Source organism: Candidatus Omnitrophota bacterium (assembly GCA_021735655.1).
Lineage (GTDB): Bacteria > Omnitrophota > Gorgyraeia > Duberdicusellales > 4484-171 > JAHKAJ01.
This window is the reverse complement of record JAIPGM010000007.1, coordinates 1-23,191: the sequence shown is the minus strand read 5'-3', so window position 1 is coordinate 23,191 and position 23,191 is coordinate 1. Positions and strand designations below refer to the sequence as shown.

The window sequence follows — 23,191 nt, the reverse complement described above, 5'->3', positions numbered from 1 at the left end:
TATGACTACTTTAAAAATTAAAGAAAAGCTTGCTAGAATCGTTGAAATTATTAGTGAAAAAAAGGCTAAAGATATAGTTATTCTAGATGTGCACAATTTTAGCGGTCTTTGTGATTATTTTATTATCTGTTCCGGAGATTCAACCCGGCAAGTAAAGGCAATACATGAAGAAACTATCAGGAGTTGCAAAGAAGGTGATATGAGAGCTCAGCATTCTGAAGCTAATGAGTCATCGTATTGGGTTTTGGTTGATTTTTTCGATATCATCTTGCATATATTTACCGATGAAGCTAGAGAATATTACAATCTTGAACGGTTATGGGATAAAGCAAAAAAAGTTACCGTTAAAATTCCTCGAAAGATAAAAGCCCAGCCTAAAAAACCCCACTAATATTTTTTTAGTCATTTTTAATGACTTTGAAAAATAATTCAACTAATAATTTTTCGGAATAGCAATTTCAAAAAATTTAAGTCGCATTAAAAAATCAAAAAAAACACGAAAATGTGTTGACATTGAGTGATAAGTTTGTTAAATTGAATTATAAGGTATTTCTTAACAAAGTGTTGAGAATAAAAAAGGGGGGTGATTTTCATGGCAAAGAAGAAAGCAGCAAAGAAGAAAAAACCTGCAAAGAAAAAAGCAGCAAAGAAAAAAAAGAAATAAGTGATAGACGAAGGTAATAGAACCTTTGTTTAACTTCTTACGAATAAAAACATCGATGAAATTTCGACCCCGCGCTTCAATAGGCGCGGGGTTATTTTTTTGCAAAGATTGTACTCATAAATGCCTATATAGCAGGTAGTTAGAGAAGCTATTTTTTAAAGCCCGACTAAGTTATTTTCTCTTTTGGGTAACTTAAAAATATGTGATATAATCGCTTTAACTTAAAAATATTTAAACTAAAATATTATGTTTACTGGAATAATAAAAGAAGTTGTTAAGGTTACTGCATTTAGCAAAAAGAGTTCGCTAAGTGTAATTGCGGTTAGTTCAAAAAAATTAGCCTCGGAAGCTGAGGTTTCTGACAGTATGGCAATTAACGGAGTTTGTCTTACTTTGACTAAGAAATCTAAGAATGATCTTTTTTTTGAGGCTGTTGCCTCAACCTTGGCTAATACTAATCTTAAGCGTCTCAAAGTAGGTGATCTAGTTAATTTGGAGCCAGCATTAAAAGCCGGAGACAAACTTGGTGGTCATTTTGTTTTAGGTCATGTCGACACCGAACTAAAATTAAGACGAATAATTAAAAAAGGTGATTATTGGCAGGTAGAGATAGATTTGCCATCCCGGTTTAAGTCAAAAGTTTTAGAAAATGGCTCTATTGCTGTTGAGGGAATTTCTTTAACTGTAAAGAAGATCTACCCAAAGTATTTTACTTTAGATATTATTCCTTTTACTTATCGTGATACGACTCTACAGGATAAGAAACCGGGAGCCCAACTTAATGTAGAGTTTGATTATTTACTTAAGCAAAATAAGAATTAAGATTCGGGAGGTAGCGCAGCTTGGCTAGCGCGCAACGTTCGGGACGTTGAGGCCGTGGGTTCAAATCCCACTCTCCCGACCATATTTAATAATCCCATTCAAAATTAATCTAACCCTTAAATTCCTTGTTAATTAGGCATTTTTTGATTGAAAAATAACAGCTATAGTATATACTAGGTATATAAATAATTTAATAATATTTATATATAAAATCAGTAAAAATCAGAGGTAGGAGTGGCAGTCTTTTTAGGCATTGATTGGGGTGGTACTTATATAAAAGCTGGGTTGGTAAGCCCCAAGGGGGTAGTAGTTAAAGAAAGAATTTACCAATCGGCTGACTTAAGAAAAAAAACCGTTTTTATCCAGAACCTTAAATCTTTATTAAAGGATTTTAAAGGTTTTTCAATTAAAGGCCTTGGTATTGGTGCCCCCGGCATAATCGATACAAAAAAAGGATTCATCTATTATCTTCCCAACATTCCTGGTTGGAAGAACTTTCCCTTAAAAGAGGTGCTTATCAAACAGCTCAAGCTTCCGGTAGCTATAGGTAATGATGCTAATCTTTTTGGTCTTGCTGAGGCTCGCTGTGGTGCTGGTCGGGGGTTTAAACAAGCTATTTTTTTAACTCTCGGCACTGGCTTAGGCGGAGCAGTATTAATTGATGGCAAGCTTCTAACTGGGAGAACCAGCGCTGCTGAGTTAGGTCATGTACCTTTAACTTTAAAGGGAAACCTTTGTGGCTGTGGAGCCAGAGGCTGTATTGAGACTTATACTGGTAATGGTTATCTCTTAAAGCGCTATAGGCAACTCAAAGGAAATAAAACTAAGATTAAGGAAGTAAGTGAGATATTTCAAAGGGGCCTAAAAGGTGAAAAACAGGCTATTATGCTTTGGAAGGAATTTTCATATAATTTAGGTAAGTTTTTATCGGGCATGGTTAATGTATTTAACCCCGAGGCGATTATCCTAGGTGGAGGGGTGTCTGGAGCCTTAGGTTTGTTTAGACCATATCTTTTACAGGTGATAAGACAACAGGCCATGTGGCCTCAAGTGAAGAATTTAAAAGTTCTCAAGGCTCAGTTAAAACAGCCGGGGATAGTCGGAGCCGCCTTGCTGGTTAAGGAGCAGCTTGAGAAACAGTAATATGAAAAAACTGATTGTACTGGTTGTTTTTTTCTTACCGCTGGTTGCTTTTTCTAATAGTGAAACCACGCCGCTATCTTCTGCTTCCAAAAACAAAGGGATATTGGTTAGTAAATTGACTACAGTTAAGTCTACTCTTGATGCGGTTTCTTTAACTAGAGAGGAAAAGGTATCTCCTTTAGAAGATAAGGCTCTAGTTCAAGAAGTTAAACAAGATGAAAAAGCTAAAGAAGCTAAAACTGACAAAAAGACCGATGATAGCTCTAAGCCTGATCAAAAAGCCACTTCTGGTAGTGAAAAAATACCGGTAATTGTTGATGCTGATGAAATAGATTTTCAGCGCGGTGTGGGTAAAATTTATGCTAAAGGCAATGTGAAGATGGTCCAGAAAGATGTTGAGCTTTACTGTGACGAGGGAATCTTTGACGTTAATACTAATATCGCTAATATTACTGGAAATATTAAAGTAATCAGAGAGGGAACAGTTCTCTATGGTGAAACAGCAGTTTATGATTTTAATACTTATAATGCTGATATAAATAATATTCGTTTTGAGAGTACTCCTTTTTATGGAGAGGCTCCGGAAGGAGAAAAAATAGGTAAAAACAAATTGGTAATGAGAAACGGCTACATGACAACTTGTGATTTAGCTGAGCCGCACTACCGGATGGTGTCAAAAGAGGTAACCATTTATCCCGGCGATAAAGTAGTAGCCAGAAAAGTAACTTTAAAGGTGGGGAAAGTTCCGGTATTCTATATTCCTTATTTTTCCCAGTCTTTAAAGGATACCTCTTTTCCGGCTGAGATAGTTCCGGGGCACAATGATGAGCTGGGTTACTTTTTACTGACTCGCTGGCGCTATCAACTCAATGAAGAGCATACGGATTGGTTTAATATTGATTGGTATGAGGAAAGAGGCTGGGGGTTTGGTTTAACCCATAAGATGGAGAGCAAAAAAATGGGTAAAGCCTTGGCTCGTTACTATATGATTCAAGATAAGCTTTATCAAATCGGCAAGCGAAATAGTCTTTTTAAAGTTCACGGTGATCGCTCAGGAAAGGCTGATAAATATTTAGAAGACGATCGCTACAAGGCAGAATTATCTTATGACGGTGAACCGATAAAGAACTTATCGATAATTGCTGAGTTTCATAAATTTTCCGATGAGTTTTTTGTTAAAGATTTCTTTGAGGAAGAGTATGAGCTTAACCCTAACCCCAAGAGTTACCTTCTCATGCGTTATCCTTTTCAGAATTCTTCTTTATCTTTATTAACTCAGAAAAGGTTTAATCGTTACGAAAGCATGAGTGAGTACCTTCCAGAGCTTAGCTATGATTTTTTCAGTCAACAGTTAGGAAACAGTAAGCTTTACTTTAACTCTAGTGAAAAGATATCTAATCTAGCTAAAAAGAATGCTAATTCTGATTTGGATGATGATGCTTTTAGATTTTACGGTAAAAATACCTTAAGCTACTCGGATAAGATAAAGTGGCTTAGTATTTCACCTAACATTGGTTTAAATTCAATATATTACTCTAAGAATGCTTTTGGCGATGAGGATATTTGGCGAATTGGCTTTACCAGCGGAACATCTTTAAGTAGCAGACTTTATAAGGTTTTTGATGTGGATTGGGATATTTTTGGCGAGGAGATAGATAAGGTGCGCCACCTTATAACTCCTGAGATAACTTATAGTTACGCTCATGAGCCAACTGTAGCTAACGCTAATGTTTTTCAATTTGATGGAATTGATAGCTTAAGTCGGTCCGAGACAGTTAGTTTTGTTCTAAGCAATAAGTTGCAGGTTAAAAATAAGGAAAATGAGAAGTGGGACTTTGTTTATTTTAGCCCGGCTCTTAACTATACGATTAATCCTGAAGGTGCTAATAGTCGAATTACTACTATAACCGCTGATTTAGAGATCTATCCTAAGGAGGGCTTATCACTTACCTCTAACGTTACTTATGATGCTAATTCAGACGGTAACAAGCTAGGAAGAATAACTTCTTTTAATCTTGATTTTACTACCAAAGGTAAATATAAGGTGTTTGAAGCTGGTGAAGAAGTAGAGAAGGAAAGGTACTCTTTTACCTATGGCCATCGCTATACCCGGGTAACTGACACTCAGGGAACTTTTGATTTTTCCTATCAGTTAACCCCGAAGGTAAAGTTAGGAAGTTATTTGCGTTATGAATATAATCGTGGCGACTTATTTGAACAGCAATATAAAGTAAGAACTGATTTGCATTGTTGGTGGCTTGACCTCGGTTTAGATGTTAAGAGGGCCTCAGTTGGCGGAAAAAACTATACTGTTTGGTTTGAATTTGTTTTAAAGGCCTTTCCCAGTTTGAGCATAACTTTTGATAAGACGCATGAGGGGGCTAAATCTCAATATTATACTACTTATTAAAAGAAAGGTATTAATGAAAGTAAAGTCAAACAAGCAAAAGAATAAAACAGTTAAAAAGTATAATCTTTGTGTGGTTGGGGCTGGTCACGTTGGCTTAGTCGCTGCAGCTTGTTTTTGTGAATTAGGGCATAAGGTAATTTGTGTTGATAAAGATAAGAAAAAAATCCAGAGTTTAAAAGCCAAAAAAGTACCGTTCTTTGAGCCGGATCTAGAGCCTTTGGTTAAAAAAGGTATTAAGAGTGGTGGCTTGGTTTTTTCAGCCTCGTTAACTGAGGCAATTAGAAAGAGCCAAGTGATTTTTATTGCTGTCGGTACTCCACCGCAGAAAGATGGTTCAGCTGATCTTAGCGCCATAGAGAATGTTGCTCGGGTAGTTGCTAATAATCTTAATTCTTATAAGTTAATTGTTGGAAAATCAACTGTTCCGGTTCAGACCGGAAAGAAGATAAAGGATATTATTTCTCGCTACAAAAAAAATAGCCGAGACTTTGATATTGCCTCTAACCCTGAATTTTTAAGGGAAGGTAAGGCAATCTATGATTTTTTCTCTCCGGACAGAATAGTTATCGGGGTTGAGTCAACGAAGGCTGAAAATATATTAAAAGATATCTATGCCAAAATTAAGGTCCCGATTATAGTTACTGATATTAATACGGCTGAGCTAATAAAGCATGCCTGCAATTCATTTTTAGCTACCAAGGTATCGTTTATTAATGCGGTTTCGCGAGTTTGCGATTTAGCCGGAGCCGATATTGAAAAAATAGCCCAAGCCATGGGTATGGATAAGAGAATTGGTAGAGACTTTCTGGATGCTGGCTTAGGCTATGGTGGTTTTTGTTTCCCTAAGGATATCGAAGCATTTTTTTATATTTCTAAGAAGTTAGGTTATGAATTTAATTTATTGAAAGAGATTAAAAATATTAATCAAGGTCAACGTCATAATTTCATCGAGAAGGTAAAAGATCGGCTTTGGATTATAAAAAATAAGAAAATTGCAATTTTAGGCTTATCGTTTAAACCCGATACCGATGATATGCGTTTTGCTCCCTCGGTTGATATCGTAAATTCATTCTTAAAACAAGGAGCAATAATTTCAGCCTATGATCCCCAAGCCTATTCTGAGGCAAAGGATATCTTTAAAACAGCTAAGTTAAAGTTTGCTAAAGATCCTTATGCGGCCGTAAAGGGCAGTGATTGTCTTTGCTTGTTGACCGAATGGGAAGAGTTTAAGAAGCTAGATTTAAAAAAGATTAAGAAGTTGATGCGTTATCCGTTGATCGTTGACGGAAGAAATATGTTTGATCGCGATAAGGTTCGTGACCTAGGATTTGAATATATCGGAATCGGAAGATAGATTGCTTTTTAAAATCAAGATGAGTAACTACCAGGTACTTAAAGAAAAAATAATTAAAAAAAAGGCTAAAATTTGTATTATCGGCCTGGGCTATGTTGGCTTACCTTTGGCGGTAGATTTTGCAAAGCGAGGTTTTTTTGTTTACGGTTTCGATAATAATCTTTTACGGGTAAACAAATTGAAAGAGGCAAAGCAGTATATCGTTGATATTGACCCAAAGACGATTAAAGCGTTGATTAAAGCTAAGAAGTTTTTACCGACCACTGAAAGGCGAGTTTTGGCTGATTCTGATATTTTAATTATTTGCGTGCCAACGCCTTTGCGTAAGGTAAAGATACCGGATATTTCTTATGTAGTTGCAGCTAGTAAGTTAATTAAGAAGTATTTACGGAAGTCTCAGCTAATCGTTTTGGAGAGCACCTCTTATCCGACAACTACTCGAGAGGTAGTTTTACCAATTCTTGAGAAGTCTGGTTTGGAGAGCGAAAAAGATTTTTTTCTTTGTTTTTCTCCTGAAAGAATAAACCCGGGAGATAAAAAACATACTTTGGCAAAAATACCAAAAGTCGTTGGTGGGTTATCCCCTAAATCGACCAGTCTAGCCAAAGCTTTGTACTCTAAGATTATTAAACAGGTATTTTCAGTATCTAGTCCTGAGGTAGCTGAAAGCGCAAAACTTCTCGAAAATACCTTTCGTTTGGTAAATATTGCCCTGGTTAATGAGTTTGCTATTGTAGCTCATAAGCTAGGGATAAGTATTTGGGAGGTAATTGAGGCTGCAAAGACAAAGCCTTTTGGTTTTATGCCTTTTTATCCTGGGCCAGGCGTTGGCGGCCATTGCATTCCGGCTGATCCAATGTATCTTTCCTGGAAGGCAAAAAAGATGGGTTTTAAGACCAAGATGATTGATTCAGCTGCTTACATTGATCACTTTATGCCTAGATATGTAGTTGAGCGGCTTGAGAAATCACTTAAAATTAGGGGCGTTTCTTTAAGAAAAGCTAAGATTTTGATTGTTGGGGTTACTTATAAAAAAGATGTTAAAGATTTAAGAGAGTCTCCGGCTTTAGATATTATTGAAAAGCTAAGCAAAAAATCCAAGGTGAGCTTTTATGATCCGTTGATACCATACTTAAAGATAAACGGAATTAATTTAAAAGCGGTAGCTCTTAGTAAGAGTAATTTGCAAAAATATAATTGTGTGGTTATTGTTACTGATCACTCTTATCTAGACTATGAACTTATTAGAAAGAACTCAAAGTTTGTTTTTGATACTCGCAACGTATATAAAAGAAAATATCTTAATTTGGAGGTGCTTTAAATATGTCTAATAGCCTTAAGGATAGAAAAGTTTTAGTTACTGGTGGTGCTGGCTTTATTGGTTCACATATAGTTGATAAACTTGTAAAATTAGGCGCTGAGGTCACTGTAGTAGATAACCTTATAACTGGTAATCTTGACAATTTGGAACAAAGTTTTAGTAAAATAAAGTTTATTAAAAGTGACTTTGCCGATCAAAAAATATTGGATCAGGTTTTACCGGGAGTAGAGCTTATTTCTCACCAGGCAGCCTTACGCAGTGTTCCGAAGTCAGTAGAGGCTCCACTTGATTATCATAAAGTTAATGTTAGCGGAACTTTAAATCTTTTTTTAGCGGCTAAAGAAGCTGGTATAAAAAGGATAGTTTGTGCTTCTTCAAGCTCTATATACGGAGAGAGGGATGATTTTCCAGAGAAAGAAAATGAGATTGCAAAACCAATTTCACCTTACGCTGCCACAAAGTTGATCGTTGAACAATATTCCTATGTTTTTAGTAAAATTTATAATATGAAAATTTTAAATTTAAGGTATTTTAATGTATATGGTCCGCGTCAATCTCTAGAGGATGAATACGCAGTTGTTATTCCGAAGTTCATAAATTGTTTATTCGAAGGGAAGAGTCCTCCGATATATGGAGACGGAAATCAGGAGAGGGACTTTACTTTTATTAGCGATGTGGTTGATATGAATATTCGGTGTCTTGAGAAGGATAACGTTGGTTCGGAAGCATTTAACGTTGGCTTAGGAATACCTAATTCGGTGAATAATTTATTTAATAATTTAAAGGAGATTATCGGAAGCAAGTTAGAGCCTAACTATTGTCCTATTCGACTTGGAGATGTGAGGAAGACCCATGCTGATATACAAAAGGCAAAAGAATTATTAGGGTTTTCTCCAAAGGTCGATTTTGCCCAAGGTCTAAAGAAGACAGTAGATTGGTTTAGGGAGGCTTATAAATGAAAAAAGCATTCATTACTGGAATTACTGGTCAAGATGGCTCTTATCTAGCTGAATTTTTACTTTCAAAAGGCTATCAAGTGCACGGGCTTATCCGCCGGGCCAGCACTTTCAATACTAGTCGTGTTGATCATATTTATCAAGATGCTCATTTAAACAGGAATAATTTTTTTCTTCATTATGGGGATCTTTCTGATAACGAAGCAATTTCAAATATAATTTATAATATTAAGCCGGATGAGGTCTATCATCTAGGAGCTCAAAGTCATGTGCGGGTAAGTTTTGATATTCCAGAATATACCGGCAACATAACCGCTTTAGGTACGGCCCGTCTTTTAGAGACTATACGTAGAAGCAATCTTAAAATAAAGTTTTACCAAGCTTCTTCAAGCGAAATGTTTGGAGCAGCTCAAAGTCCCCAGAATGAAAATACTCCATTTATGCCACGCAGTCCCTATGCTGTAGCTAAAGTTTATGGTTATTGGATGTCTAAAAACTATCGCGATGGCTATGGTATTTTTGCTTCGAATGGGATAGTTTTTAATCACGAAAGCCCTCGGCGTGGTGAAACTTTTGTTACTCGTAAGATTACTCGAGCAATAGCTAATATTTTAGCTAAACGGCAGGACTATACATATTTAGGTAACCTAGCGGCTAAACGAGATTGGGGTTATACCCCTGAATATGTTGAGGTAATGTGGAAAATTTTACAGCAAAAAAAGCCTGACGATTTTGTAATTGGTGCATCCGAGCATCATTCAGTAGAGGAGTTTGTTAAAGAGGCTTTTTCTTATGCTGGCCTAGATTGGAAAAAACACGTTAAAATTGATAAGCGTTATTTTCGTCCTACTGAGGTTGAGGATTTACTTGCTGATACAACCAAAGCTAAGTTAACCTTAAATTGGAAGCCAAAAGTTAACTTTAGTGATTTAGTTAAGATAATGGTTGATGCTGATATGCGAGCAATTGGTCTCAAGGCAATTGGTGAAGGCGATAGAATTTTGCAGCAAAAATTTTCTAATAAATGGTGGAATATCGATTAATTTAATGGATAAAAGTAAGCAATTTTGGCCTAGTAAAAGGGTGCTGGTAACTGGCGGCAAGGGATTTCTTGGTTCCTACGTTGTTAGTGAATTAAAAGCTAAAGGCGCTAAAAATGTATTTGTTCCTGACGTTAAGGATTATAATTTAGTTAAGAGTGAGGCAGTAAAAAGAGTTTATCAAGATGTCCAACCAAATATAGTTATACATCTTGCGGCTAAGGTAGGAGGCATTGGCGCTAATCAGGAAAGGCCCGGTGAATTTTTCTATGATAATTTGATGATGGGGGTTCAGCTAATTGATGAGGCAAAAAACTTAGGAATAGAAAAGTTTGTGGCTATTGGCACTATTTGTTGTTATCCTAAATTTACACCAACTCCATTTAAAGAAGAGGACCTCTGGAATGGTTACCCCGAAGAAACCAACGCTCCTTATGGCTTAGCAAAGAAAATGCTTTTGGTTCAATCACAAAGCTATCGCAAACAGTACGGATTTAATTCAATATTCCTTTTACCGGTTAATCTATATGGACCGCGCGATAATTTTGACCCTAAAACTTCACATGTTATCCCGGCCTTAATAAAAAAGTGTTTTGATGCTATTGATAACAATCATCAAGAGATAGCTGTCTGGGGTACTGGTAAGCCCACTCGAGAGTTTTTATATGCTGAAGATGCTGCTAGAGGAATTGTCTTGGCAGCTGAGAAATACAATGGTTCGGAACCGATAAACTTAGGTTCAGGTTTTGAAATTTCGATTAAAGATTTAGTTAATTTAATTGTTAAGCTGACCGGGTTTAAAGGTAAAATAATTTGGGATGTTTCAAAACCCAATGGTCAGCCAAAGAGAACTCTAGATGTTAGCAAAGCCAAACGTGAATTTGGATTTAAAGCGAAAGTTAAATTTAACCAGGGTCTTAAACAGGTAATTGATTGGTATAAGAAAGAGAGATACTCGAAATGAAAATTTTAGTAACCGGTGGGGCAGGGTTCATTGGTTCGCATTTATGCCGAAGGCTGCTTAACGATGGTAATTCTTTGGTTTGTGTTGATAATTTTATTACTGGCTCAAAGGAAAATATAGTCGAGCTTTTTAATAATCCGAAGTTTAAATTAATTGAGCAGGATATTTCTAATCCGTTGTATTTAAAAGAAGATATTGATTGGGTGTTACATTTGGCATCTTTAGCTTCACCTAAATACTATCTTAATTACCCGATAAAGACACTTAAGTCCGGGCTTCTCGGCACTCATAATTGTTTGGGCATAGCTAAGGCCAAGCGCGCTAAGTTTCTTTTAGCTTCAACCTCAGAGGTCTACGGGGATCCTAAAATACATCCTCAGTCAGAAAGTTATTGGGGCAATGTTAATCCAATCGGCGTCCGCAGCTGTTATGATGAAAGTAAACGAGCCGCCGAAAGCTTAACTTTTGCCTATCTGCGCAAGCACAATATTGATACAAGAACAGTGCGCATTTTTAATACCTATGGGCCGCGGATGCAACCCGATGATGGCCGGGTAGTTTCTAATTTTATCGTTCAGGCCCTAAAAGGTAATGATTTAACGATTTACGGAAAGGGTAACCAGACTCGTTCTTTTTGCTATGTTGACGATTTAGTTGAAGGTATCGTAAAGTTCATGCAGACAGATTATAAGCTTCCTTTGAATTTAGGTAATTCTTCTGAGTTTACAATTAAAAAGCTAGCTAGTTTAGTCTTAAAGTTGACTGGTTCAAAGGCGCAGTTAAAATATTTACCGCTTCCTGAAGATGATCCTAAGCAGAGGCAACCGAATATAGATAAGGCAAAGAGGATACTGGCTTGGAAGCCCAAAGTCAGCTTAAGAGAGGGCTTAGAAAAAACAATAGCTTATTTTAAGACAATTACATAGGATAGCAAATGAAGAAAAATTTTAATATACCACTCCTAGACTTAAAGAAAGAGTATTCTTTTTTAAAAAAAGAGATTGATCAGAATATTAAACAGTGCCTTAAGTCTCAGCAATGGATTTTAGGCAAGGCAGTTTCGGATTTTGAAGCTAAGGCCGAAGACTATTTAGGAACAAAGCATGCCCTTGGTGTTGCTTCAGGAACCGATGCTTTAATTTTATCTTTAAAGGCTTTGGCTTTAAAGATAAAAGGTAAGGAGCATTTCGATAAGAAAGACGAGATTATCACTACGCCTTTTACATTTATTGCTACTGCTGAAAGTATTGTACACTCAGGGGCCACGCCGGTATTTGTTGATATTGATTCGGAAAGTTACAATATTGATCCTTTAAAAATAAAAAAAGCGATTAATAAGAATACAGTAGGTATTATCCCGGTGCATTTATATGGTTTGGCAGCTAATATGAGCGAAATTACAAAATTAGCGAAAAGCCGTGGCTTATTTGTGGTTGAAGATACGGCTCAAAGTTTTGGTGCAAAGTTTAATGGCAAACAAGCAGGTTCTCTGGGCGATTGTGGAGCTTTTAGTTTTTTTCCTTCTAAAAATCTCGGTGCTTTTGGTGACGGTGGCTTGATTGCAACTAATGATAGCAAGTTGTTTTCTTTTTTAACTATCTTGCGCAATCACGGTCAAACTAGCCAGTATAGAGCTGCTTATATCGGCTATAACTCGCGCCTTGATTCAATGCAGGCAGCAGTACTTTTAGCTAAGTTAAAACATATTAATAAGTTTAATGATTTAAGAAGAAGTGTCGCTCAAAAATATAACAATGCTTTTAAAGATATTAAAGAGCTTAAAATTCCCAGTGAATCTAAGGCTTGTAGACATGTTTACCATCTTTATACCTTGAGAATTTCGGCAAAAAGAGATAAACTTCTTAACTACTTGAATTCCAAGGGTATACATTCACGAATTTATTATCCGGTTTGTCTTCATAAGATGAAGGCTTTTAAGAGGGTAAAGATAAGTGGTAAGCTTAAAGTTGCCGAAAGTATGGCTACTAGAATTTTGAGCCTTCCGATCCATCCTTGGCTAACTGACCGGCAAATAAACTATGTAATATCAACAACTAGAAGGTTTTTTAATAAATAACTTATGTTTAGAGAGACAAAGGCACGTTCGATACTTAAGGCTATTACTTGGAGATCAGCCGGCACTATAGCCACATCAATCATTGTATTTATTTTTACAAGAAAAATAAGTTTAGCCTTTACGGTTGGTTTTTTGGAATTTGTTAGCAAGATGGCGATTTATTTTTTTCATGAACGAATTTGGGATAAAATTTCTTTTGGTCGTAGAGAGGCGATTCCTTGTGTGATTTGGTTAACCGGACTTTCTGCCGCAGGGAAAAAAGCCATTGCTGAGAATCTTTATCGGATACTTACGGCTAAGTCTTTTAATGTTGAACGCTTAGACGGTGAAAAAATCAGAGCAATATTTCCTAAGATCGGTTTTACTAAGTCTGAGAGAGATAGACATATCAAGCGAGTAGGGTTATTAGCTAGCTTGCTTGAGAAAAATAAAGTTATTGTTATAGCTTCTTTTATTTCACCTTATCAAGAATCAAGAAGTTTTGTGAGGAAAATGTGTAATAATTTTATTGAAGTATATGTTGATACACCGCTTGAGGAGTGTGAAAAGAGAGATCCTCGCGGTCTTTATAAAAAAGCAAGGCAGGGATTATTGAAACTTTTTACTGGTATTGATGATCCTTATGAGCCGCCTCAAAACCCCGAAATTACTCTTAGCACCAAAGATATTTCACCTGAGGAAGCAGCAAAGAAAATAATAAAATATTTAGAAGTTAATAAATTTTTAAGTTAAAAGAACAACCAATTTGACTATATCTTAAGAAAGAATAGGCGAATTGAGGGGGAAGAAAATAATGGATGGCAATAGTATTTTAGCTCATGGTGGTTGCGGCTTAATTGATCGATTTATTCCTAAATTAGAGAGAGAAGTTTTTCTCGATAAGATATCTAGATTAAAAGTTTATAATATTTCTAATGCTGATTTATCAATATTTTATCGAATTGCTGACGGTGGTCTATCTCCGCTTGAAGGTCCGATGGCTAGGCTTGAGTTCAATAAAGTTTTAGCTGATGAATATATAGAAAGAAATGGTAAGCCTTATGCCTGGACTATACCTTTAGCTTTTGCAATATCTAAGTCCGAGGCTGATAATTTAGAAGTTGGTGAGACAGTAGTAGTTAGGAATGAGTCTCAGGAAATAATTGGGTCTCTAGAGATATCTGATATTTATCCTTTTGACAAAACCGCTTACAATAAGTCAGTATATGGAACTGAACGCATTGATCATCCTGGTCCGCGTATATTTAGCGATGATCAGCGTGATTATCTTTTAGGCGGCAAGATTTTAGCCTTACCTCAGAAATTACATCCTGAATATGGAAAATACATGCTTACTCCTTCTGAAACCAGAGAAATATTTAAAAAGAAGGGCTGGCAAAAAATAGTTGCTTTTCAAACCAGGAATGCTTTACACCGGGCTCACGAATATGCCTTGGTCCACGGAGCTGAGGAACTTACTCGAGAAGGGTTTTTTACCGGAGTTGTTTTGAATCCTTTGGTTGGCGCTACTAAATCTGATGATGTTCCAGCGGACATAAGAATGAAAACTTATGAGGTTTTAATCGAGAATAAACTTCTAGGCCAGGGTGATAAGGATTCAGAACTTTGGAAGAGCAAGGGTTATGATTTAGGTCAGCAACTTATGCTGATTGGTCTGGATATGAAGATGTTTTATGCCGGACCAAAAGAAGCAATAATGCATGCTATCTATCGTCAGAACTATGGCTTTAGTAATATTATTATTGGTCGCAAGCACGCTGACGCTCCTTTCGATGATGGAGCTCCGGCTTGGGGTGATTTCGACGCCCAAGAGAAATTCTCCAACCTAAACGGAGCACTGATAATAGAGCCGATTAAGGTTGGATTTGCTGCTTACTTTCAAGAGTTAGGTCGAGTTGGTTTAGTTGAAGAGTCTAAAGGTAAAGGATATAAACAGATTTTAATTTCCGGAAAAGAATTAAGAAAAAAATTACAAAATCAAGAAGTAGTTGACGAGCGAGTAATGCGTAAACCAGTTTCTGAAATATTAGCTAAATATTATAGTAAGAGGTAAAAAATGAATCAAGAACAAAGAAAGAGCACAAATATTACATGGCATGAATCAGGGATATCTAAACAGGACAGAGAAAAGCGCAATAAGCACAAGGGGGCAGTTATTTGGTTTACGGGTTTACCTTCAAGCGGTAAATCTACAGTTGCTGTTGAGCTTCAGGCAATGCTTTTTGAGAAGGAACACCAGGTTTATCTTCTAGATGGTGACAATGTTCGCCACGGCTTAAATAGTAACTTGGGTTTTTCTCCGGAAGATCGCCAAGAAAATATTCGAAGAATTAGTGAGGTGGCAAAATTATTTTCTGAAGCCGGAACTTTAGCTATAACTGCTTTTATTTCTCCTTACAGAAAAGACAGAGATAAGGCCCGGAGCCTTATGAAGCAAGGTGATTTTATTGAAGTTTTTGTTAAGGCTGATCTTGCAATTTGCGAACAAAGAGACCCTAAGGGGCTTTATAAAAAGGCTCGCAGTGGTGAAATTAAGCAGTTTACCGGGGTTTCTGCTCCCTATGAAGAACCAGAGCAGGCTGAAATAGTTATTGATACTGGTAAGCTAACCAAGGAAGAAGCAGCAAAGAGCATTTTAAATTATTTATCTCAAAAAGGTTATATCTAAAAGCATGAACTTTTCTGATTCTCAGATTGAAAAAATCCTCGAGATAGCCTCACTTGCCTCACAAAGAGTAGTAGAAGTATACAAATCTTCAGATTTCGAAGTTAATTTAAAAAAAGATAATAGCCCTTTAACTTTAGCTGACCGACTAGCTCAAGAAGTAATCGCCGCTGGTTTAAAAGAAGCTTTTCCTGAGATTCCGATTATTTCAGAAGAGGCTAAAGAAATACCTTTTTCTCAAAGAAGCGGTTGGGATAGTTTTTGGTTGGTTGATCCTTTGGACGGGACTAAAGAGTTTATCCAAAAAAACGGCGAGTTTACGGTTAATATTGCTTTAATTGAAAAAACCATTCCTGTTTTTGGGGTAGTTGTTCTACCGGCTTATGATCAACTATATTTTGGCTTAAAATCCAAAGGAGCTTTTAGGCAAGATAAGGGCGGTAAATCTAAACCAATCAGAACCAGGAAACCTTTGCTTGATAAAATAACCGTGGTTAGAAGCCGTTCGCATAGTAGCAAGGAAGAGGATAGAATGATTTCTTCATTTACTAATCCTGTTGTTATTCATGCTGGAAGTTCACTAAAATTTTGCCGAGTTGCCGAAGGCCAAGCTGATTTATATTTGCGTAGTGGTCCAACTATGGAGTGGGATACGGCTGCTGGACAAGCGATAGCTGAGGCTTCAGGAGCAGTTGTTGCTAACCTAGACGGGACTCCTTTTAGTTACAACAAGGAAAGCTTGAAAAACCCCGGATTTATCTGCGCCTCCAATAGGACCCTTTTACATAACCTATTGGAAAATAGTAAGTTATAGTCAATTAATTAAATCAAACCAAATTTAGTTAGATTAAGGTATTTTAGTTAGCTAAGATGAGTAAAACTAAATCAAAACTTTCTTTAGATAAGGATAATCTTTTGTTTATTGGAAATTCTGCTTTTGATGGTCGTTGGAAGCTAACTTCAAACCATGAATTAGTTTTTAAGGCCGAGGAAGATAAGAGTTCCATAGATAATAAGCTAACTCTAAAGGGAAAGATTACTGAGGCCGGAGCTGATTTTATAACCTTTGAAGTTAAAACCAAGTCAGAGAAGAATAAGCAGATAGTTTCTTTTTTGAAGTTGAAGGGCTTGTGGCGGGCTGATAAATTTAATCGTCTTAGCTTTGAAGTTAAAAGAAAGCGAAATCCCGAGACGCTTACTTTCGGTGGTATTTGGCAGTTAAACAAGCAGCAGAAAATAGTTTACTCTTATGAGAAGGCAAAACTTAAGACAAAAAAGAGGGTAAAAGAGTCTATTGTTTTTGATGGATTTTGGCAGATTAACGAACGTAATAGACTTAAGTATATTTTATCGGGAGGCCGAGGGAGTGTTTTTAATTTTAAAGTTCAGGTTGAATCGCCTAACATTTATCCTAAAAAGGGAGCCATAAAATACCGTTTAGGGATTGGGGTGGGTGATTTAAAAAGGGAAAAGATTATTAGTCTATACGGCCGCTGGAACTTTAGCCGTAAATTGGGTTTAAGCTTCATTGTTGACTATGGGTCTGGTCAGTTAAAAAAAGTCTATCTTGGAGCAAAGGTTAAAATAGCTAAAAATAAGGATTTAGTTTTTAGTCTCCGTGACGTTCAGGATAAATCATTGGGCTTAGCCCTTACTTTTAATCATAAGCTGTTTACTGAAAACGAGTTAGAGTATTTTATTCAAATCAAGAAAACTCATCAAGACCTCTATTTCGGCTCAGGAATAACCCTTCGTTTTTGATTCTATAACTGCTATTAAAAGGGTTGACATATATAGGTAAGAATCTATAATATTGTTCATCAATTGAACAGAGTCGCTAGATGAATTATTTATGAATATTCTAGGAATTTCTGCCTTTTATCATGATAGTGCCGCCTGTCTCATCCAAGACGGGCAAATAGTTTCAGCTGTCCAAGAAGAAAGATTCAGCCGCAAAAAACATGATTCTTCCTTTCCTAAAAATGCCATTAATTACTGCCTAGAGAATAGTGGGCTTACTTCTAAGGAATTAGATTTAGTTGCTTTCTACGATAAACCTTTTATTAAATTTGAGCGTATTTTAGAAACCTACTTAGCCTATGCTCCGAGAGGGATTAGCTCTTTTTTAAAAGCAATGCCTTTATGGATAAAACAAAAGCTTTGGATAAAGGACTTTATCGGTAGTCAACTTAAATATAAAGGAAAAATTATTTTTACTGAACATCATCAGTCACATGCTGCTTCGGCATTTTTCGCTTCACCTTTTTCGAAAGCTGCTTTTTTAACCATTGATGGGGTAGGTGAGTGGGCTACGGCTAGTTATGGAGTTGGTAAAGATAACCAGATAAAGATTTTAGCTGAAATTCATTTCCCGCATTCTTTAGGATTACTTTATTCAGCTTTTACTTACTATCTTGGGTTTAAAGTTAATTCCGGAGAGTATAAACTTATGGGCTTAGCTCCCTATGGTGAGCCTAAATATAAGGAGTTGATATTTCGTGAATTGATCGATTTAAAGGAAGATGGTTCCTTTAAATTAAATATGAACTATTTTAACTATTGCTTTGGTTTGACTATGACTAACCGCCGTTTTCATAGGTTATTTGGCCAAGAGCCTCGTAAACCAGAGTCTAAATTTAGTCAAGAACATATGGATTTAGCAGCATCTATTCAGGCGGTAACTGAAGAGGTAATGTTACGCATGGTCAATCATCTATATCAACAGACTAATCAGGAAAATCTTTGTTTAGCCGGAGGTGTAGCTTTAAATTGTGTTGCTAACGGTCGAATTTTACGCGAAAGCAACTTTAAAAATATTTGGATCCAGCCGGCTGCCGGAGACGCCGGAGGCGCCTTGGGGGCAGCCTTGTTTGCCTGGTATCAATGTCTAGGAAATAAAAGAGAAGTTGATCGGAAAAAAGACTTTCAGCAAGGTTCTTATTTGGGGCCTAGCTTTGATAGGGATTGTATTGAAGAGTATTTAAAGAGCAATAATGTCCCTTACACTTTTTTGAATGATGATGAAATTCCCGAAAAAGTAGCTGATTTAATTGCCGCTGGTAAAGTAATCGGTTGGTTTCAAGGGAGAATGGAGTTTGGACCCCGGGCTTTGGGCAACCGCTCTATTCTTGGCGATGCTCGTTCAGCCAAGATGCAGGAGATAATAAACCTTAAAATAAAGTTTCGGGAGCCTTTTAGGTCTTTTGCGCCTTCAGTAACTAAAGAGAAGGCTTCTGATTACTTTGAGCTGGAAGTCGAAAGTCCCTATATGCTTTTGGTTGCTCCGGTTAGCCAGAGAGTTCGAAAATCAATAACTAAAGAGCAAGAGAGTCTTTCTGGTTTGGATCAATTGCAAATTGAGCGTTCAGAAATTCCGGCAGTTACTCATGTGGATTATTCAGCAAGGGTTCAGACCGTGGAAGAGGAGGATAATCCTTTGTATTACCGGTTATTAAGGAAAATGGATCAAAAGTATGGTTGTCCAGTTATCATTAATACTTCCTTTAATGTGCGTGGTGAGCCGATAGTTTGCACCCCCGAAGATGCCTATTTGTGTTTTATGTGTACTAATATGGACTATCTTATTGTCGGAAACTATTTGTTGGAGAAAAAAGAACAAAAGCCTTTAGATAAAGATATTACTTGGCTTAGAGAGTTTGGGTTGGACTAATTATGATTGAAGAAATAAAAGGCATAAAAAGCGACAAAAGGGAACTCGCTAGGTTTGGCTTAACTTTAAGCGTAGTTTTTATTTTGTGGGGTTTATTATTTTTATGGCGCAAAGGAATTTTTTACCCTCAGTTTTTTGTAGTTTCGTTTTTTCTTTTTGGATTCTCGTTTATTTTTCCTTTAGCTTTGAAACCATTACATAAGATTTTAAGAGCTCTATTCATTATTGTCAGTTGGGCTTTGACCGGATTAATTTTATCTATTTTATTTTATTTGGTGGTTACTCCGATTGCGGTTTTTTCTCGATTATTCGGTAAAAAGTTTTTGGATTCAGAATTTAACCAAAAAAGAGATAGCTATTGGATTCTTAAGCCTGAGGCTGATTTAGATAAAAAATACTATGAGAATCAGTTTTAAAGGAGACAAACATGAGTAAGTTGACAATTTTAAAGGAGTTTTGGAGTTTTATAAGACTTCGTAAGAAGTGGTGGCTTCTGCCAATAGTTATTATCTTACTATTATTAGGGGTTTTAGTTGTTTTTACTGAAAGTTCAGCCGTGACGCCCTTTATTTATACCTTGTTTTAACCTATGGATAATTTTTTCAGCCTCAATTAAGTAAAAAGCATCCTACTTTGAGATGAGGGTCAATTTTAGTTAAGGGCAAAAAATATTTAAACTTATTAATGATGAGGGTGAGTCTTTCGCTTAAGAAAGCTAATTGACTTTTGGAACCAGCCCTGTTATGATTTTAAAATATAAACTTTTAAATGAGAGAAAAGATATATGTTAACTAAAGCTAAGAAGTTCATTTTAATTTTTCCCAATCCGATTTCGGAAATGCCAACTGGTTTTGCCTACCTATCATCAGTTCTGAAAGAAAAAGGTTATGAGGTCAAAGCTATTGTTAATTCTTTTAATAATTTTTTGGGATGGGACGATTTGGCAGAGGCAACTGAGGTTTATCAACCAACCTTTGTCGGTTTTCACCTTTCTACTTATCGCGTCCCAGATGTTTATAAAACTATTAAACGAATTAAGAAACCAGGGTTAACTGTAATTGCTGGTGGTCCGCATGCTACTTCATGCCCTGATGAGGCACTCGATAATGGAGTAGATATTGTAGTCCGTAACGAAGGCGAGATAACCCTTTCAGAATTATGTGATTTTTGGAGCGGGGCTAGAGGCCTATCTTTAGAATCAATAAAAGGAATTAGTTTTAAAGATCCTAAAGGATGTGTAGTGCATAATCCTTCACGCGAGTATATAGCTAATCTCAACGACTTACCAAAATTGGATTTTAGTTGTTTTGATCAAGAGCGTTTTCGTACTTCCATGGGATTGCTAAAAGGTTTTCATCGTATTTATTGTTCAAGGGGTTGTCCGGCCGGCTGTACTTTTTGTGATCGGGCTATCTTTGGTCAAAAAATTAGGTATCATCCGGTCGATGAGGTAATTAGAGAGATTAAACATCGAAAAGACGCTCATAATATTAAGTCTTTTGTTATTGCTGATGATACCTTTACTTTTAATAAAAAATATGTCCGAGATTTCTGCCAGTCCTTAAAGGATAACAAGTTGGATATAGCTTGGTGTTGTTCAACTCGAGCCAATATCGTTGATTCTGAAATGTTATCAACGATGAAGGAAGCTGGTTGTTATATGGTTAGCTATGGGATTGAAAGTGGAGATTCTGAAACTTTAAAAAGAATTCGTAAAGGTATTACTTTGGGGCAAGCCCATAAGGCAGTTGATTGTTCAGCTGAATTAGGATTTCGTATTTATGTCAATCTGATGACTGGCTTTCCTTGGGAAGATGAATTGGCAGTTGTTAATAATATTAAATATATTAAAAGGCATTTTGATCAAGTTCATATTTATCAGGTTTCCGGTGCTATCGTACCTTATCCTGGCACTATAATTTATGAGACCTATAAAGAGCAATATGGTTTTAAAGATTGGTGGCTAAAAGAAGACTATCAAAACTACGGTTTACAGATTCATCAGAACGCCGATAATCCTTATAAACATAGCACTTTTTATCAACGTATGCTTTATGATGATACCTTAATTTGGGAAGAAGTTTTTTTCCCTTATACTAGAGCGTACAAGAAAAAAGTAGGTACTATGGCTTTTCTAATTGGAAAGCGTAATTTACTATCTACCTCTCCGGGGCGAATCAAAAGAACGATGATATATGCTTTGTCTAAGATTTCACGGTTAGTTTATGAGTTTAATTCTGATTTGGAAAAAACAATAATACCGAAGATTATTTCAGCCCTTCATTTTAAAAGTCGCTTTCATGACCGTGGTCCTTTAGGCTATCTTTATCGAAAAAAAGCTAAGAGCAACACGACTAATTAAGCCTTAAATAGACAAGTGTAATTTTGCTAATTTAAATTTAAATATCTAACTAGTTTATTGACAAGGGTTTATGCATCTAAGCCCCAGATATCTTTAGTCATTCAATTCCCATAAAAGCTGTTGACATATATAGGCCAAGGTTTATAATATGTTCAATTGATGAACATAGAATAAGTCCTGTTTTACTTATACTTATTCAGTTTTCTTAACGGGTTATATAATTAATGGAAAAGATAGATAAACACACCTTGAAAGAGGACATTTTCAATGTCCTTCGTCTTCTATCCTCAGGAGATAATTTGACTCAGAGAGATGTATCTTCTTATTTAGATATTTCTTTGGGTAAAACCAATTATCTTTTAAAATCCCTGATCAAAAAAAATCTGATAAAAGCGATGAACTTTTCCAAAAATCCCGGAAAGTTAGGAAAGGTAAGGTATATCCTCACTAAAAAAGGCCTAGAGGAAAAAGTGCACCTTATGTATCATTTTCTAAAGAAAAAAGAAATTGAATATAACCATATCCGAAATGAGTGGGTTGAACTTCAAGACCAACTAAAAAACAATGGCGAAAAAACAGAAGTTAATTTAGAAAATAAAAATGAGTTATTCTATCAAGTAAAAGGAGAAAAAAGTGGTGCAAAATAAAAAAGTCTTAGTAACCGGAGCTGGGGGGTTTATTGGATCTCATCTAGCTAAGCGTCTCTACGAAGAAGGTGTCTTTGTAAGAGTAGTTGATATTAAGTGGGATGATTATATGCCCGATAGGTATTATTCAGAAAAATTAACTTTGGATCTAAGGGATCTCGATAGTTGCCTTAAGGCCACTAAGGATATTGAGTATGTTTTTAATTTTGCGGCTGACATGGGTGGTATTGGCTATATCGGGACTGTTGGTGCTGATATTATGCATAATAGTGGTTTAATTAATATAAATATGCTTCAGGCTTCTGTAGAGAATAAGATTGAACGCTTCATGTTTAGTTCTTCAGCTTGTATTTATCCGGAATACAAACAACTCGATTCAAAAGTTACCGCTTTAAAGGAAGAAGACGCCTACCCGGCTCAACCTGATCAATTTTATGGCTGGGAGAAGTTATTTTCCGAGATACTTTGCGAAGCTTATCGTAAAGATTATAAACTGGATACGCGGGTTGTACGATTCCACAATATATTTGGCCCTTATGGAACTTGGGATGGTGGCAGAGAGAAGGCACCGGCTGCTTTGTGTCGAAAAATCATCATGGCTGAAAATTTGGGCACCATTGATATTTGGGGCGATGGTAAGCAAACGCGGTCTTTTTGCTATATTGATGATTGTTTAGAAGGTGTTTGCCGACTAATGGAATCAGATTATATACACCCTTTGAATGTTGGTTCTGATGAATTGGTTACCATTGATGAGTTAACTGATATGGTTATTAGAATTTCTGGTAAGAAGATTATGAAAGAATATGACATTTCAAAACCTCAAGGTGTTAGAGGGCGTAATTCCGACAACACCTTAATTAAAAAAATACTGGGTTGGGCTCCCTCAACTAGATTAGAAGAGGGTTTAAAAAAGACTTATCCGTGGATCGAACAGCAAATTCTAAAAAAGAAACAAAATAAGGAGATGATACGATAATTGTTCAATGATAGTTGGTGAAAACTCTGGATTATCAGTAGAATAAATAGATAGTCACAGAGTAGATAGGTTATAGGTTGTATTGTTTTTCTGGGGCTTAATTGACCCCGTAAAGGA

23 protein-coding genes and 1 tRNA gene are annotated in these 23,191 nt (G+C 36.3%); all 24 read left to right on the top strand.

The genetic code is table 11. The features are described 5' to 3' along the window. The first annotated feature begins 1 nt into the window (after position 1). The 24 genes from rsfS to K9L86_06045 all read left to right on the top strand — a co-directional run bounded on the left by rsfS (position 2) and on the right by K9L86_06045 (position 23,074). Positions 2 to 391 carry a ribosome silencing factor gene (gene rsfS, locus K9L86_06160; GenBank protein MCF7908434.1) on the top strand — a complete coding sequence of 130 codons (390 nt, stop codon included), beginning with the start codon at positions 2 to 4 and terminating at the stop codon, positions 389 to 391. 122 nt (positions 392 to 513) lie between these two features. Continuing rightward, positions 514 to 681 (top strand): hypothetical protein, encoded by a 168-nt coding sequence (locus K9L86_06155; protein ID MCF7908433.1) that lies wholly within the window; start codon positions 514 to 516, stop codon positions 679 to 681. A gap of 229 nt (positions 682 to 910) precedes the next feature. Next, on the top strand, positions 911 to 1,486 hold the full coding sequence (locus tag K9L86_06150; protein MCF7908432.1) for a riboflavin synthase: 576 nt from the start codon (positions 911 to 913) through the stop codon (positions 1,484 to 1,486). A 4-nt stretch (positions 1,487 to 1,490) separates the two neighbouring features. Next, a tRNA-Pro gene (locus tag K9L86_06145) sits at positions 1,491 to 1,568 on the top strand. 152 nt (positions 1,569 to 1,720) lie between these two features. Further along, positions 1,721 to 2,629, top strand: coding sequence for an ROK family protein (locus tag K9L86_06140; GenBank protein MCF7908431.1), 909 nt, complete (start codon positions 1,721 to 1,723; stop codon positions 2,627 to 2,629). A 1-nt stretch (position 2,630) separates the two neighbouring features. Then, positions 2,631 to 5,039 (top strand): hypothetical protein, encoded by a 2,409-nt coding sequence (locus tag K9L86_06135; protein MCF7908430.1) that lies wholly within the window; start codon positions 2,631 to 2,633, stop codon positions 5,037 to 5,039. 13 nt (positions 5,040 to 5,052) lie between these two features. Beyond that, entirely contained in the window at positions 5,053 to 6,393 is a 1,341-nt protein-coding gene (locus K9L86_06130) for a UDP-glucose/GDP-mannose dehydrogenase family protein (protein ID MCF7908429.1), read from the top strand. Positions 6,394 to 6,412: 19 nt separating this feature from the next. Next, positions 6,413 to 7,714, top strand: coding sequence for a nucleotide sugar dehydrogenase (locus K9L86_06125; protein ID MCF7908428.1), 1,302 nt, complete (start codon positions 6,413 to 6,415; stop codon positions 7,712 to 7,714). A 2-nt stretch (positions 7,715 to 7,716) separates the two neighbouring features. Then, positions 7,717 to 8,673, top strand: a complete 957-nt coding sequence (locus tag K9L86_06120; GenBank protein ID MCF7908427.1) for an SDR family oxidoreductase — start codon at positions 7,717 to 7,719, stop codon at positions 8,671 to 8,673. Further along, positions 8,670 to 9,713 carry a GDP-mannose 4,6-dehydratase gene (gene gmd, locus K9L86_06115; protein MCF7908426.1) on the top strand — a complete coding sequence of 348 codons (1,044 nt, stop codon included), beginning with the start codon at positions 8,670 to 8,672 and terminating at the stop codon, positions 9,711 to 9,713. The genes K9L86_06120 and gmd overlap by 4 nt, the downstream gene beginning before the upstream one ends. A gap of 4 nt (positions 9,714 to 9,717) precedes the next feature. Further along, positions 9,718 to 10,674, top strand: a complete 957-nt coding sequence (locus tag K9L86_06110) for a GDP-L-fucose synthase (protein MCF7908425.1) — start codon at positions 9,718 to 9,720, stop codon at positions 10,672 to 10,674. Further along, on the top strand, positions 10,671 to 11,600 hold the full coding sequence (locus tag K9L86_06105; GenBank protein MCF7908424.1) for an SDR family oxidoreductase: 930 nt from the start codon (positions 10,671 to 10,673) through the stop codon (positions 11,598 to 11,600). The genes K9L86_06110 and K9L86_06105 overlap by 4 nt, the downstream gene beginning before the upstream one ends. An 8-nt stretch (positions 11,601 to 11,608) precedes the next feature. Next, positions 11,609 to 12,751: a DegT/DnrJ/EryC1/StrS family aminotransferase gene (locus tag K9L86_06100; protein MCF7908423.1), complete on the top strand. Its 1,143-nt coding sequence runs from the start codon at positions 11,609 to 11,611 to the stop codon at positions 12,749 to 12,751. 3 nt (positions 12,752 to 12,754) lie between these two features. Continuing rightward, a complete protein-coding gene (gene cysC / locus K9L86_06095; protein ID MCF7908422.1) occupies positions 12,755 to 13,483 on the top strand; it encodes an adenylyl-sulfate kinase in 729 nt (242 codons plus the stop codon). 61 nt (positions 13,484 to 13,544) lie between these two features. Then, the gene (locus tag K9L86_06090; GenBank protein MCF7908421.1) at positions 13,545 to 14,804 is read left to right on the top strand and encodes a sulfate adenylyltransferase; all 1,260 of its coding nucleotides are present in this window, start codon (positions 13,545 to 13,547) and stop codon (positions 14,802 to 14,804) included. 3 nt (positions 14,805 to 14,807) lie between these two features. Next, positions 14,808 to 15,419 (top strand): adenylyl-sulfate kinase, encoded by a 612-nt coding sequence (gene cysC, locus K9L86_06085; protein MCF7908420.1) that lies wholly within the window; start codon positions 14,808 to 14,810, stop codon positions 15,417 to 15,419. A gap of 4 nt (positions 15,420 to 15,423) precedes the next feature. Continuing rightward, positions 15,424 to 16,230 carry a 3'(2'),5'-bisphosphate nucleotidase CysQ gene (cysQ, locus tag K9L86_06080; GenBank protein ID MCF7908419.1) on the top strand — a complete coding sequence of 269 codons (807 nt, stop codon included), beginning with the start codon at positions 15,424 to 15,426 and terminating at the stop codon, positions 16,228 to 16,230. A gap of 56 nt (positions 16,231 to 16,286) precedes the next feature. Beyond that, positions 16,287 to 17,177, top strand: a complete 891-nt coding sequence (locus K9L86_06075) for a hypothetical protein (GenBank protein ID MCF7908418.1) — start codon at positions 16,287 to 16,289, stop codon at positions 17,175 to 17,177. Between the two features lie 91 nt (positions 17,178 to 17,268). Beyond that, a complete protein-coding gene (locus K9L86_06070; GenBank protein MCF7908417.1) occupies positions 17,269 to 19,086 on the top strand; it encodes a carbamoyltransferase in 1,818 nt (605 codons plus the stop codon). 2 nt (positions 19,087 to 19,088) lie between these two features. Further along, on the top strand, positions 19,089 to 19,502 hold the full coding sequence (locus K9L86_06065; GenBank protein ID MCF7908416.1) for a hypothetical protein: 414 nt from the start codon (positions 19,089 to 19,091) through the stop codon (positions 19,500 to 19,502). 11 nt (positions 19,503 to 19,513) lie between these two features. After that, positions 19,514 to 19,672: a DUF5989 family protein gene (locus tag K9L86_06060; protein ID MCF7908415.1), complete on the top strand. Its 159-nt coding sequence runs from the start codon at positions 19,514 to 19,516 to the stop codon at positions 19,670 to 19,672. A gap of 198 nt (positions 19,673 to 19,870) precedes the next feature. Next, on the top strand, positions 19,871 to 21,448 hold the full coding sequence (locus K9L86_06055; protein ID MCF7908414.1) for a B12-binding domain-containing radical SAM protein: 1,578 nt from the start codon (positions 19,871 to 19,873) through the stop codon (positions 21,446 to 21,448). 224 nt (positions 21,449 to 21,672) lie between these two features. After that, positions 21,673 to 22,095: a MarR family EPS-associated transcriptional regulator gene (locus K9L86_06050; protein ID MCF7908413.1), complete on the top strand. Its 423-nt coding sequence runs from the start codon at positions 21,673 to 21,675 to the stop codon at positions 22,093 to 22,095. Continuing rightward, positions 22,085 to 23,074: an NAD-dependent epimerase/dehydratase family protein gene (locus tag K9L86_06045; protein ID MCF7908412.1), complete on the top strand. Its 990-nt coding sequence runs from the start codon at positions 22,085 to 22,087 to the stop codon at positions 23,072 to 23,074. Before K9L86_06050 ends, K9L86_06045 begins: the two co-directional genes overlap by 11 nt. The last annotated feature ends 117 nt before the right edge of the window (positions 23,075 to 23,191 follow it).

Bases quoted from the DNA above. Each gene is read 5' to 3' on its own strand.
- K9L86_06060 (MCF7908415.1), top strand. From the start codon at position 19,514: ATGAGTAAGTTGACAATTTTAAAGGAGTTTTGGAGTTTTATAAGACTT.
- K9L86_06090 (MCF7908421.1), top strand. From the start codon at position 13,545: ATGGATGGCAATAGTATTTTAGCTCATGGTGGTTGCGGCTTAATTGAT.
- gmd (MCF7908426.1), top strand. From the start codon at position 8,670: ATGAAAAAAGCATTCATTACTGGAATTACTGGTCAAGATGGCTCTTAT.
- cysC (MCF7908422.1), top strand. From the start codon at position 12,755: ATGTTTAGAGAGACAAAGGCACGTTCGATACTTAAGGCTATTACTTGG.
- K9L86_06150 (MCF7908432.1), top strand. From the start codon at position 911: ATGTTTACTGGAATAATAAAAGAAGTTGTTAAGGTTACTGCATTTAGC.
- rsfS (MCF7908434.1), top strand. From the start codon at position 2: ATGACTACTTTAAAAATTAAAGAAAAGCTTGCTAGAATCGTTGAAATT.
- K9L86_06130 (MCF7908429.1), top strand. From the start codon at position 5,053: ATGAAAGTAAAGTCAAACAAGCAAAAGAATAAAACAGTTAAAAAGTAT.
- K9L86_06125 (MCF7908428.1), top strand. From the start codon at position 6,413: ATGAGTAACTACCAGGTACTTAAAGAAAAAATAATTAAAAAAAAGGCT.
- K9L86_06065 (MCF7908416.1), top strand. From the start codon at position 19,089: ATGATTGAAGAAATAAAAGGCATAAAAAGCGACAAAAGGGAACTCGCT.
- K9L86_06055 (MCF7908414.1), top strand. From the start codon at position 19,871: ATGTTAACTAAAGCTAAGAAGTTCATTTTAATTTTTCCCAATCCGATT.
- cysC (MCF7908420.1), top strand. From the start codon at position 14,808: ATGAATCAAGAACAAAGAAAGAGCACAAATATTACATGGCATGAATCA.
- K9L86_06135 (MCF7908430.1), top strand. From the start codon at position 2,631: ATGAAAAAACTGATTGTACTGGTTGTTTTTTTCTTACCGCTGGTTGCT.
- K9L86_06120 (MCF7908427.1), top strand. From the start codon at position 7,717: ATGTCTAATAGCCTTAAGGATAGAAAAGTTTTAGTTACTGGTGGTGCT.
- K9L86_06105 (MCF7908424.1), top strand. From the start codon at position 10,671: ATGAAAATTTTAGTAACCGGTGGGGCAGGGTTCATTGGTTCGCATTTA.
- K9L86_06075 (MCF7908418.1), top strand. From the start codon at position 16,287: ATGAGTAAAACTAAATCAAAACTTTCTTTAGATAAGGATAATCTTTTG.
- cysQ (MCF7908419.1), top strand. From the start codon at position 15,424: ATGAACTTTTCTGATTCTCAGATTGAAAAAATCCTCGAGATAGCCTCA.
- K9L86_06100 (MCF7908423.1), top strand. From the start codon at position 11,609: ATGAAGAAAAATTTTAATATACCACTCCTAGACTTAAAGAAAGAGTAT.
- K9L86_06110 (MCF7908425.1), top strand. From the start codon at position 9,718: ATGGATAAAAGTAAGCAATTTTGGCCTAGTAAAAGGGTGCTGGTAACT.
- K9L86_06050 (MCF7908413.1), top strand. From the start codon at position 21,673: ATGGAAAAGATAGATAAACACACCTTGAAAGAGGACATTTTCAATGTC.
- K9L86_06070 (MCF7908417.1), top strand. From the start codon at position 17,269: ATGAATATTCTAGGAATTTCTGCCTTTTATCATGATAGTGCCGCCTGT.